The 11,869-nt window shown below is 43.4% G+C and carries 13 protein-coding genes; 6 read left to right on the plus strand and 7 right to left on the minus strand.

Annotation, left to right across the window (positions count from 1 at the left end):
• Positions 1-83 precede the first annotated feature (83 nt).
• The 4 genes from FGG15_RS11110 to FGG15_RS11125 form a co-directional block, all read right to left on the minus strand.
• Positions 84-386 carry a hypothetical protein gene (locus tag FGG15_RS11110; protein ID WP_138836221.1) on the minus strand — a complete coding sequence of 101 codons (303 nt, stop codon included), beginning with the start codon at positions 384-386 and terminating at the stop codon, positions 84-86.
• Positions 387-472: 86 nt separating this feature from the next.
• Entirely contained in the window at positions 473-2,665 is a 2,193-nt protein-coding gene (locus FGG15_RS11115; RefSeq protein ID WP_138836223.1) for a xanthine dehydrogenase family protein molybdopterin-binding subunit, read from the minus strand.
• Positions 2,662-4,179, minus strand: a complete 1,518-nt coding sequence (locus FGG15_RS11120) for a CRTAC1 family protein (RefSeq protein ID WP_138836225.1) — start codon at positions 4,177-4,179, stop codon at positions 2,662-2,664. The genes FGG15_RS11115 and FGG15_RS11120 overlap by 4 nt, the downstream gene beginning before the upstream one ends.
• Before the next feature lie 118 nt (positions 4,180-4,297).
• Positions 4,298-5,053, minus strand: a complete 756-nt coding sequence (locus tag FGG15_RS11125) for a LytTR family DNA-binding domain-containing protein (protein ID WP_138836226.1) — start codon at positions 5,051-5,053, stop codon at positions 4,298-4,300.
• 184 nt (positions 5,054-5,237) lie between these two features.
• On the opposite strand from FGG15_RS11125, the gene FGG15_RS11130 reads away from it, so the two are divergent.
• The 4 genes from FGG15_RS11130 (at position 5,238) to FGG15_RS11145 (ending at position 7,838) form a co-directional block, all read left to right on the plus strand.
• A complete protein-coding gene (locus tag FGG15_RS11130) occupies positions 5,238-6,077 on the plus strand; it encodes a methylated-DNA--[protein]-cysteine S-methyltransferase (RefSeq protein ID WP_138836228.1) in 840 nt (279 codons plus the stop codon).
• A gap of 14 nt (positions 6,078-6,091) precedes the next feature.
• Positions 6,092-6,787 carry a 2OG-Fe(II) oxygenase gene (locus FGG15_RS11135; RefSeq protein WP_138836230.1) on the plus strand — a complete coding sequence of 232 codons (696 nt, stop codon included), beginning with the start codon at positions 6,092-6,094 and terminating at the stop codon, positions 6,785-6,787.
• The gene (locus tag FGG15_RS11140) at positions 6,787-7,035 is read left to right on the plus strand and encodes an Ada metal-binding domain-containing protein (protein WP_138836232.1); all 249 of its coding nucleotides are present in this window, start codon (positions 6,787-6,789) and stop codon (positions 7,033-7,035) included. The genes FGG15_RS11135 and FGG15_RS11140 overlap by 1 nt, the downstream gene beginning before the upstream one ends.
• 206 nt (positions 7,036-7,241) lie before the next feature.
• Complete coding sequence (locus FGG15_RS11145) at positions 7,242-7,838, plus strand: GNAT family N-acetyltransferase (RefSeq protein ID WP_138836234.1); 597 nt, start codon at positions 7,242-7,244, stop codon at positions 7,836-7,838.
• A gap of 58 nt (positions 7,839-7,896) precedes the next feature.
• Here FGG15_RS11145 and FGG15_RS11150 read toward each other — a convergent pair whose 3' ends face one another.
• A complete protein-coding gene (locus tag FGG15_RS11150) occupies positions 7,897-9,027 on the minus strand; it encodes a glycerate kinase (protein WP_138836236.1) in 1,131 nt (376 codons plus the stop codon).
• Positions 9,028-9,194: 167 nt separating this feature from the next.
• Here FGG15_RS11150 and FGG15_RS11155 point away from each other — a divergent pair, with 167 nt between their 5' ends.
• On the plus strand, positions 9,195-9,893 hold the full coding sequence (locus FGG15_RS11155) for an SIMPL domain-containing protein (RefSeq protein ID WP_138836238.1): 699 nt from the start codon (positions 9,195-9,197) through the stop codon (positions 9,891-9,893).
• A 34-nt stretch (positions 9,894-9,927) separates the two neighbouring features.
• Positions 9,928-10,419, plus strand: a complete 492-nt coding sequence (locus tag FGG15_RS11160) for a DUF6265 family protein (protein ID WP_138836240.1) — start codon at positions 9,928-9,930, stop codon at positions 10,417-10,419.
• Here FGG15_RS11160 and FGG15_RS11165 read toward each other — a convergent pair.
• Complete coding sequence (locus tag FGG15_RS11165) at positions 10,413-10,997, minus strand: TetR/AcrR family transcriptional regulator (protein ID WP_138836242.1); 585 nt, start codon at positions 10,995-10,997, stop codon at positions 10,413-10,415. The genes FGG15_RS11160 and FGG15_RS11165 overlap by 7 nt on opposite strands.
• Before the next feature lie 36 nt (positions 10,998-11,033).
• The gene (locus tag FGG15_RS11170) at positions 11,034-11,783 is read right to left on the minus strand and encodes an SDR family NAD(P)-dependent oxidoreductase (RefSeq protein ID WP_138836244.1); all 750 of its coding nucleotides are present in this window, start codon (positions 11,781-11,783) and stop codon (positions 11,034-11,036) included.
• Positions 11,784-11,869 lie beyond the last annotated feature (86 nt).

Consider the following 11,869-nt stretch of genomic DNA (forward strand, 5'->3'; position numbering starts at 1 on the left):
TAAGCACTGCGGTGATTTCGTTTTGGGCTTCCATAGTAGGATTTTATATGCTGTAAGTTAGCATATTTATTGTAACCTTTTTGTTATTCCTTGACAATCACTAGGTTCTCAGACTCCTTATGTACTGAAAATGGCAAATGAATCTGTTGTACCCTGTTTTGCCAATAGGTCATTTCGTATTTGCCTGGTTTCATTTTTTTGGAAAAAGGAAAATCCACTCGTTCCATAACAAATTCTGTTGGCCCTGAGACCTCGAACTTATTCTTGATCTTGCAACTTTCACATTTGAATGTGACCAGAACCAAATCTTTATCTCCAGAATTATCAGGTTCAAATTGAGGAATCAACATAAGAATCAGCAAGAGTAGACCACCTATAACTTTCATAACGCTTTAAGTTTAATTGGGATTCGCTTTCATTACAATAGACGTCTCAATTATGGAAAGGGTTGCCTAAAATATTTGGACTTAAGTCATATCTCAAAACTCCGAGACAAAGGCAATTTCCTAATTCGCTTCCCGGTAGCAGCAAAAATGGCATTGGCCAAAGCCGGAATGGCGGGTGGTAAGGGGGGTTCGCCCAAGCCTCTTGGGGGTAAATCGTTTTGAATAAAATCCACACGGATTTCTGGCACATCCCGCATCCGAATCCACGGGTAATCATGAAAATTGGATTGTTCTGTTGCTCCATCCTTAAAGGTTACCGCTCCGTACATGGCAGCAGAAAGACCTTCCAATATCCCACCTTCCACCTGTGCTTCCGCTCCTGAAGGATTCACCACAATACCGCAGTCCACCACCGCATGCACCTCCAATATCTTGATGCTATCCTCCACCACTTCTACCGTAATCACTTCGGCGATAAAAGAACCGGCCCCTTTTCGCGCTGCAAAGCCCCTTCCCTGCCCTTTGGGCAGCGGACTATCCCAATTACTGTACTGTCTTACCTTTTCAATCACATGGATAAAACGTCCATTATCAAATTCATACTCCCCTACAACGGGCACCATTCGGGCAGGGCCCAAAAATTTTAGAAAGTAATCGATTGGATCCATTCCATTTTTAAAGGCCAACTCATCCAAAAAACAGCCTATACTAAAAGCATTGGCGGAAGCCGACACCGCACGCCATTGCCCCAAGGGAATATCGCTCAGCACATGTCCATATTCCAATTGTAAATTGGGGACGAATCCTGCCGGAAACTCATACTCGTCTATTTCCGTGCCGGCTACCCTTCCTTCCCGCCCCAATGAAGTCATGCGGGATGCATTGGCCAGTACGTGCCGCCAAGCAGTCACCATTCCATCTTTGTCCAAGGCAGCGGACATTTTTTGTATACTTCCAGGCCTATACCAATCGTGTTTCACATCTTCTTCACGGGTCCATGTCAACTGAACAGGTTTTCCCATTTTCTTGGAGAGAATGGCAGCATCCATGGCGTAATCCACATAGTATCTTCTTCCAAAGGCTCCCCCAATTCTTGGAATATGGATTTTGATCTGTTCTGGCTCCAGGCCAAACAATTTAATCAAGCCGTTTTGCAATGCCTCCGGATTTTGGGTAGGCGCCCAGACCTCGCAAACATCATCCCGAAAGTCAACGGTACAATTCATGGGCTCCATAGGTACGTGCGCCCAAAAAGGGAGCTCGTAAATGGCTTCATGGACCCTTGCCGCACTTCGCATAGCATTGGCCACGTCCCCATCCTTTCGCTCTATCGTCGTATCGGAAAGTTGGTCATGGAAACGCTGAAACAATTCATCGGAATCCTCCAATCTACAGCCTGAATTATCCCATTCCACCTTCAATTTTTCTGCCCCCTTAAAGGCGGCCCAAGTGGAATTGGCCACAATTGCAACCCCATTTACAAAATTGGGACTGTTGGAAGCCAAAAGTCGTCCCCCATAATCTTTGTTGTCTAGCTCATGTACAGCAATCACTCCTTGCATCGCTTTGGTATCCGTGTCATCAAAACTGAATACACCACCCTCGTGGACTGGGTTTTTCCGCACAGTTGCATATAGCATATGGGGCAATTTTAAATCTATCCCAAAGGTGCTTGATCCCGTGACCATCTCGTCCAAATCGGTCTGGGGCGTTCTTTTACCAACTAGACTATATGTTTCCAAGGGTTTAAATTCCACTTCTTCCGGAAATGCCACCCCTGAGGCTTGTTCCAATAAAACTTCAAAAGGCAGGGAGTTACCTGACTCCTGATGGATTACCTTGTTGTCCTTGGTGGTTAGTTCCTCAAATGGTAAATTCATTTGCTTGGATGCTGCGGTTTGCAACGCATACCTAACCTGGGCCCCAGCTTTCCGCATCAAATCCCAATTAAGGATGATGGCATAACTGCCACCGGCCCATTGTTCATCGTACATTTTATCAAAATCGGCCTGCTCAATCTTGACTTTATTCCAATCGGCACCCAATTCCTCGGCCAAAATCATAGGTAAAGCCGTCTTTACACCCTGACCTATTTCAGGATTTTTGGCCATCAGGGTTACCCATCCATCCGTATCAATTTTAATCAGTGGTGAAAACTGGTGTGTGATGACAGGTGATTTTTCAGTGAGACAGGACTGAAACTGCACCCCAACCACCAATGCTCCGCTGGCAGTAGCCGTGAGTTTGATAAAATTCCTTCGATTTAAAGCGTTTTTCATTTTTTTATGGGTTTGATTTCCTTTCCCTCAATGGCTACATACTCGGTGTTTACCAAAATGTTTGTGCTGGATTGTTGTATTCCTGATGGCCATTCAATGTCCATTTTTTCGATTTGCTTTTCGGATGGAATTCCAAAGTGGATTTCCGGGGCATTTTCACTGCCGTAGCCTGTTTCGCGAATAAAATAGCGGGTCAACTGGGTGCCATCCGTAAGCGTTAAGGTAACCCAGCTTCCAACTCCAAAACTGTTGGATTCCGTACCTTGAAGTCTCAACTTTAGCCGTTGCCCAGTTGTATTTTGATTGATGTATAGGTCATCGGCCTCCGCTTCCCCTCCCCAATTACATACATAAAGATCCAAATCGCCATCATTGTCCATATCCCCAGAAGCTGTACCTGCCGAAATATGCCCCTGATTGGCCGGAAGGGAATTGTAAACTCGTTTGAAACCACCGTTTTGTTTTCCAGAAATGAGAAAATTCTGGATTTCGGGATATCCTTCGGTCCCATTTGCTATGTAAAGATCCAGCCAGCCATCATTATTAAAGTCCCCCCAAGTCTGCCCTTTGGAAGGTCTTCTTACTTCGTACGTAACTCCGCTTTCCAAAAGCTTTTCAAACTTTCCGTCTCCCAAGTTTTCATAGAGTGCGTTTTCATCCGAACGGGCTACATTGGTCACATAAATATCCAAGTCCTTGTCATAGTCTACATCCACCAAAGCAACTCCATAGGTCGTTTGCAGTTCTTCAACCAAAACACCCTCCTTTTGCTCTGCAAAACCACCATCAGAAGTGCTTAGATAAAGGTAATTTTTGTGCTTTCCTGTAAACTTCCCATCTTTTTTTACGACAAAATTGGCCACAAACAGGTCAGGTTTGCCGTCCCCGTTCAAATCACCCCATACGCAGGATCGACCGTCACCTTCGTTCCCAATCCAAGGTCCATTTTTTACCCTATTAAAAGTTCCATTTCTGTCATTCACATATAAGCTATCGTCCGCTCCATCCCTGTTAACCACAAAAACATCCATATCCCCATCCAAATCAAAATCGCACCAACATGCCCCTGGGGAATTGGTCAAATCTTCTGTAAGCGCTCCAGCTTGGGTTGGGGTGAAATTACCCTTGCCGTCATTTTCAAACAGCAGATTAGGGACACCAAATTGGGTAGTAAAAAAAATATCCAGGTCATGATCGTTATCCACGTCTACCGTGTGCACCGATTCACTCCAAGCCTCCAACTGGTTATTTGCAATAGCCTTTGGATTGAATCCATCACCAGTATTGAAAAGAATTGTATTGCCAAGCTGTAGTAGGGAATCCACCTGATTGGCGACTATAATGTCCAAATATCCATTTCCATCCAGGTCGGCCATGGAAACCCCTCTTGAGCCCTGTGGTTTGATATCAAGGTCCAGTCGTGTGAACTCCCATTCCTGGGCACTAAGATGCAGTACGGGTAAGATCAGCAATACCCAGAATTGAGAAAGACGGCTTAGATAATTGGAACCCATAGCAAAGATTTGATTGATGAATGAATGCTTGGCTTGGTCGGTTCCTTAAACTTACCCAATAGCATAGCAGGGGTCACTATGTTGCAGTAAAACGACCGGATTTTGATAGCGAACAGTCTTAATAGGTTCGCTCCCTAAACAATTGTGTGATTTCCTTAACGAAGCTTTTGCTTACCCGTCTTCTTGTACCATCCTTCATGATTACTTCCAGGGTGCTGCCATTGCCACGGGCAAGTTCCGCGACGTAATCCAGGTTGATTATCGTAGATCGGTGGATTTTTCGAAAAGAATCCATGGGCAAGACTTCCAAAAATGTTTTTAACGGCTTTCGCATTACAAAAACTCCTTGGGTGGTAAACAATTTGGTATAGTAATTCTCTGCAGCCAACAACTGAATCTGCGAAGGTTCACAAAAATAAGTGCTTCCGCCACGGGTGAGTTCCAGTTTTATGGAAGGTTCGATTTCTTGGGGATTTGGGTTGCGCAACTTGTCGACTACAAACCAAACCAAGCCAATGTCTATTAGCGTCCAAAAAATAAAGAAGTATCGATATACCCCAAACTTGGACCCTTCCAGATCCAAATAAGGACTAAGCGTTGAGCTGAGTCCAAAAAACCATCCAAAGTGAAGGCAAATCAATAGCAAGCCTCCTGCCAAAAGCAAGGGAAGGCCCCATTTTGTATTTCTGCCGTGCTTTTCAATTTTGTCTAAAGCTAAAAATCCAAGAATCCAAGGAATCCAAATGCCAAGTTGCCAAAGCAACACTTGAATCAGGGTTACCTGATCTCTTGTTGCATATTCACGCCAATAGATCAGCACGCCCAGTAAAAGGGCAATGGAAAAAATAAGAATCGTGAAGTTTTTTAGTTTCATTTGTGCCAAACAAGCTATTGGTAATTCATAAAGTTACTAAACCCTAGTCAGCTATCCCCGACTAAAATTATTTCATTTTAGGAAACGCTTGCTAAATTTATGGGTGCAAAGACAAGTCCGCAAGAAACGGGTTTTAAGCCCCACAGGGTGGCTTTACTTTTGGGTCAAACAAAATGCGAATATCATGAGTGGACAGGAAAATTTGAACTATGACCGAATAGCCAAAGCGATTGATCATATCACCAGTAACTTTAAGGAACAGCCAAGCTTGGATGAAATTGCAGAACAAGTGCATCTAAGTCCATACCATTTTCAGCGAATTTTTAAGGAATGGGCAGGTGTTACCCCCAAACAATTCCTAAAATATACGAGTGTGCAACATGCAAAATCGCTGTTGAAAGAAACGGGAGCTACCTTGTTTGATACCGCCATGGAAACTGGGCTTTCAGGCACTAGCAGGCTACATGATCTTTTTGTCTCTTTGGAAGGTATGACTCCCGGGGAATACAAAAACGACGGAGAAAACCTTGTCATAAATTATAGCTACGCCCGAAGTCCCTTCGGCTTGGTGACCATAGCCTCTACCCAAAAAGGGTTGTGCCATGTCGCTTTTATTGAAGATGAAGAAAAGGGTCTTTATGAGCTAAAGCAACAATTTCCAAAAGCGACTTATCACCAACGCGTGGATCAAACACAGGTAAATGCCTTGATGATCTTCGCCAACGATTGGAGGCAGATATCCGAAATAAAACTCCATCTCAAAGGCACCGATTTTCAGCTGAAAGTTTGGGAGTCCCTGTTAAAAATCCCAAAGGGAAAACTGTCCACCTACGGCAGCATTGCCGAGGAAATTGGAAAGCCCAAAGCCTCAAGGGCTGTAGGCACGGCCATTGGCAGCAATCCCATCGCCTATTTGATTCCGTGCCATCGCGTAATACAATCCTCCGGGCAATTAGGGGGTTACCGATGGAACCCTACCAGAAAAACGGCTATCATCGGTTGGGAAGCTGCACAAATTGAATAGTTAATCGAAGAACCATGCATTTGAAAATCAATAGGGATTTCGTTCAAAACGAAATCTCCCAAAAAGGCTATGTAGTCATCGAAGATGTTCTAAGTGATCAGGAATGCCATCAGCTCATTTTCAATTTTGATGCAACCCAACTGTATCGCAAGACCGTAAACATGGAACGCTACCGATTTGGTGCAGGAACATATAGGTATTTTAAATATCCGCTTCCTGACATCATCGAAAGACTTCGGGAAATGGTGTATCCCGAATTGGTTCCCATTGCCAATCAATGGATGTCCAAATTAAAATTGGATCTAGTCTATCCGAAGGACCTGGGAAAACTACACCAACTCTGCGTTGATCATGGGCAGCATTTGGCCACTCCCTTGATTCTTAAATACCAAAAAGGTGGCTTTAATACCCTCCATCAGGATTTGTATGGTGAAGTATATTTCCCAATGCAGGCCGTATTGTTTCTAAACGATTATGGCGCAGATTATAGTGGAGGGGAATTTGTGCTCACGCAGCAGGTACCCAGAGCCCAGTCAAAAGCCATGGTTTTGCATCCTAAAAAAGGATCTATGCTCATTTTTTGCACCAATTTTAGACCAGTTCAAGGGAAAAATGGTTTTTATCGGGTGACCATGAAACATGGGGTTAGCGAAGTGCATTCTGGGGAACGGTATACCTTGGGCATCATCTTTCATGATGCGGCACAATAATGAAAAAGCATGGTGAACTCTCCAAATCGGAACTCTTTCATGAGATAAGACATCAAAGACTCCTTTGGGCCGGAAACCGCAAGCTTAAAATTTATGGCACTTTGCACTGCAAATCCGGAAAGCGGATGAAGGTAGAAAACCGAGTCTTTTTTGCCTCAGAAAAAGAAGCGATGGAAGCAGGATACCGCCCTTGTGGGCATTGCATGCGCACAAAATATGCGGAATGGAAACAGTATCAAGATTTCTAAGATTCAAGGTTTATAGGAATACTTGCGTAAACCTAGTTCTCGATACTTTTTTTGTAGAAAAAACTCGAACTGACGGTTTTCGCAATGAATATTCGTCAATTCGAGTGATTTTTATATGATGAGCTATAAACGCCATAGCGAGAATTGAATTTTCATTGAATCGCACCACGGTTTAAAGCTATCTTTGAGAACTAAAACCAAATGCAATGGACAACTGGTTACAACCCACTACCCTTGAAGGAAAGAGGGCCAAATTAATTCCCCTTCAAAAATCCCATAAAACTGAACTTTTGCAAGCGGCTTCGGATGGTAAATTATGGGAGCTATGGTTTACATCGGTCCCTTCGGAAAAAAACATTGACTCCTATATTGAAACAGCATTACAAAATCAGGCGGATGGGACGGCCTTGCCCTTTACCATAATTGACAAAAGCACCAATCAAATTGTAGGGTCTACCAGATACCTCAATGTTGAGGCCGAGCATAGACGACTTGAAATTGGCGCCACCTGGTATGCCAAAAGCAACCAAAGGAGTGGTCTAAATGTGGAATGTAAACATTTGTTGCTGCAACACGCCTTTGAGCAATTGAAGTGCATTGCCGTGGAATTCCGAACCCATTATCATAATCTTGCTTCTCGGACAGCTATCTCAAAGCTTGGGGCCAAACAGGAAGGAATCTTGCGCAATCACCGTATTGATTCCCAGGGAAATTATCGGGATACCGTGGTTTTTTCCATTTTGGAAAGTGAATGGTCTACCGTGAAATACGGATTGGAACATCGGCTGAATAAAAAGTATTAGCGTTGTAGATTCCTTTACACCCTATATCTCGACTGCACTCGACCTGACATCAACAGTGCTACCTTACTTTTAGCAGTTTCGCAAAATTGAAACTGGCTTGTTCCAAATTGGAAAAACTGTTAGCCTTGGCGTCCTCCAAACTCCCTACTTGGTTAAGCACGGATACGGCATAGTCTAAGCCCATTTCCTGAATTTGTTGAATAGAAGCATTAACGGATCCGCACAAAGCCGCCACCGGAACGCCAGCTGCTTTTGCAGTTTTGACCACTCCAGCTATGGTCTTCCCTGCAGCAGTCTGTTTATCCAATTGTCCCTCACCCGTAATCAGCCAATCTGCATCTTTTAAGACCAGATCAAAATCTGCCATTTCCAAAACCAAATCCACTCCCGAGACCAATTGGGCATTTAAAAAAGTCATAGCTCCCGCTCCCATTCCCCCAGCGGCACCCGAGCCTGGTACATCCCGTACATCTTTACCAAAATGGGATTGCAACACATTGGCGAAATTTTCCAGGCCTCGATCCAGCATTTCAATTTCTTCGGGCGAAGCCCCTTTTTGTGCCCCATAAACATGGGCGGCCCCATTTTTACCATACAATGGATTGTTTACATCACATGCCACCTTAACCTGGACTTTCTCCAATAACGATGAAGTTTTATCATCAACAACGTGATTTACATGGATCAAATTTTTTCCCACAGGTTGTAACCTATTTCCATCGGTATCCAAAAATGCATAGCCCAAGGCTGATGCCATTCCCATTCCGCCGTCATTGGTTGCACTCCCCCCAATGCCCAATACAATATTCAGTGCTCCCTTAGTCACAGCGTCCATAAGCAACTGCCCTGTTCCCAAAGTGGTGGTATGCATGCAGTTCATTTCCTCTTTCCGTAGCAGTTTGTAACCAGAGGCTTCAGACATTTCGATGTAAGCTGTTTTTTTGTCTTTGGATAACAAATAACCCGCTTCAATATCCCTAAACAAGGGGTCTTTAACCTTGATTGTTTCCAAAGATGCCCTCAGATAGTCTTGAACCACCTCTAAGGTGCCATCTCCGCCATCTGCCAAGGGTTTTTTTAGTATTTGAGCTTGAGGAAACACCCTTCGAATTCCGTTTTCAACAGCCTCACAAAATTGTGATCCTGTCAAGGAACCTTTGTATTTATCGGGTGCTATCACAAACTTCATAGGGAATACTTAACTGAACAAGTGGGGTAATCCCACGCTCAATATTACGATGAAAGGGCATAAATCCCAAGGGAATCTATCATCACCACCCAACTTTATATACTACGTGTACATATTAAGTTTAATTTTGGAACAGAAGTTGTATACCCCCTATTAAAATCAATATCATGAAAAAATTTATAACACTATCCCTATTTATTGCCTTAACCATGACCACGTATTCACAAACCAAAAACTTTTTGGATATTCCTTATTTAGAAACCTCCGCTAGGGTAGACACCTTGGTAACACCCGACAAAATTTTTCTGAACATTACCATTCAAGAAAAAGATTCAAAGGGACGCAAATCTGTTGAAGAGCAGGAAAACAAAATGGCCAACAGCCTAAGGGCCTTGGGCATTGATTTGGAAGAACAATTAGTGATCAAAGACTTGAGCAGTAATTTCAAAAAGTACTTTTTACGACAAAAAGAGGTTTTAAAAAGCAAGCAATACTCCCTTTTGGTCCACTCTGGAAAAAAAGCTGCCGAAGCCTTGATGGCCTTGGAAAAATTAGGCATCGCCAATACCTATTTGGAAAAAACCGAGTACTCCAAAATGGAGGAACTGGAGTTGGAGCTCAAGTCCAAAGCGGTGGCAAAGGCCAAGAAAAAAGCTGAGGCGTTAACTGCTCCCCTTGGGCAAAAAGTTGGGGCTGCCATTCATATCATGGACACCTCTACTCCGTATTATCCAAGATATAACCAACCCAGAATGGAGATGAAAGCCATGACCATGGATGCGAGCGAAGCCCAACCGCTGGACATCGATTTTGAAAAAATCAAAGTGGAAACTTCTGTGAACATCAAGTTTGAATTGTCCAAATAAACGCGCCTCTTTCGTCCTTTAAAAAAAGGACATCATGAGACTTTTAATACCACTTTTACTTTTGAATTGGGGTTTAACCCATGCTCAAAACACACTGCAATTGGAAGAAGGGGAATCTTCCCCAAATGCCACTTTGGATGGGGTCGCCTGGATAGAGGGGTCTTGGCAGGGTGAAGCCTTGGGAGGAAAAGTCGAGGAAATTTGGAGTCCCGCTTTGGGAGGATCCATGATGTTTTCGTTTAAGCTGGTTCATGACGGTAAAATTTCCTTTTACGAATTTGGGCATATCCAAGAAAAGGACAATACGCTTGTACTGCAACTCAAACATTTTAATGGGAATCTGACCGGCTGGGAAACCCAAAAGGAGACAGTTGATTTTAAACTGGTAAAACTGGAAAAGGACAAGGTCTATTTTGAAGGTCTTACCATGGAAAAACTGGACGGGGACGAAATGCAGGTATCCGTAGTGGTAGGACAAGAAGGAAAAACGAAAGAGCTGGTTTTCAATTACCGAAAGTACTACTGATCCAAAATGGAAAGCCCTGTATCCAACATCTTTTTAAGCTTTATCGGGTCAGGGTCTACCTTGGCCACTACGCGCATGCCGCTGTAGAGTGTAAAGAGCATTGCGGCTACACTTTCTGCGTCCATATCCTTATGGAATTCTCCTTCTGCAATTCCTTTTTGGATGCATTGGGCAAAAAAATGTTCCATATTGGACTTGTTTTCATTCAAGATTTGAAGCAATTCCCCATCTCCCGGGATAAGTTCGGTAGTGGTATTGACCACAAAACATCCTTTTCGGAATGGATCTTCCATGGATTCCCTAATGGACATATCAAAAAGTTGCTGAAACCCTGCCTTAACACTCTTTGCATTTTCAAACAGCTTACGGAGCATATCACCGGTACCGCTCCTATAACGGGAAAATGCCTTGTTGAACAATTCCTCCTTTCCACCAAAAGTATCATAGAGACTTGCTCGGTTGATCCCTAAGTGGGAAACCAAATCTTGCATTGATGTGGCATGGAACCCTCTTTCCCAAAAGAGTTCCATGGCCTTGATCAATATTTCCTCTTCATTGAATTGTTTCGTTCTTGGCATATATTTTGGAATATATGTTCCAAATTTATTCAAAAACTAAACCTGTGCCAAACCGCCGTCCACAGGGATTTCAGCACCAGTGATATAGCTACTGTCTTCGGAGGCCAAAAACAACGCTGTTGTAGCAATTTCTCCTGCAGTTCCAAACCTTCCAAGCGATACCATGGATGGGAGACTGGAAGCCATTTGATCCACATTTTCCTGGGGTACATTGTGCTTCCCATAAATGGGCGTATCAATAGGGCCCGGAGCGATTGCATTGACCCGAATACCCTTAGGCCCAAATTCGGCGGCCAATGTTCTGGTCAAGGACCGAAGCGCAGCCTTACTTGATGCATAAGCGGCCATTCCTGCAAAACCTTTGACATTCACTATAGAGGTGTTGAATATGATACTGGCGCCCTCATTCAAATGCTCATAGGCGGTCTTCACGGTAAACAAAGGTCCTTTGACATTGATATCATAAACCTCATCATAAATATCCTCAGTCAGTTCATTAATTCCCTCTAGACGAAATACCCCGGCATTCAGGAACAAAATGTCAATCTTTCCAAAAGTTTCAATGGTTTTTTCAATCAACTTCTGACTGTCTGCTGTACTGGATGCTTCAGCCCTTACCAAAAGATATTCCCCAGTAAGCTCAGCCTTGAGCGCTTCCAGTTTTTCCTGATTTCTTCCGGTCAACACTACCTTAGCGCCTTGTTCCAGATACTTTTTGGCCGTTGCCAAGCCTATTCCACTTGTAGCTCCGGTTACCACAGCCACCTTGTTTTCAAGTTTTCCCATTTTAAAGTAATTTTTGATTAATATTTTATTTTGGAACGTTCATTCCGATACAAACATATATATTTTGGAATGATTGTTCCAAAATA

The sequence above is a fragment of the Flagellimonas algicola genome, assembly GCF_005937185.1.
Lineage (GTDB): Bacteria > Bacteroidota > Bacteroidia > Flavobacteriales > Flavobacteriaceae > Flagellimonas > Flagellimonas algicola.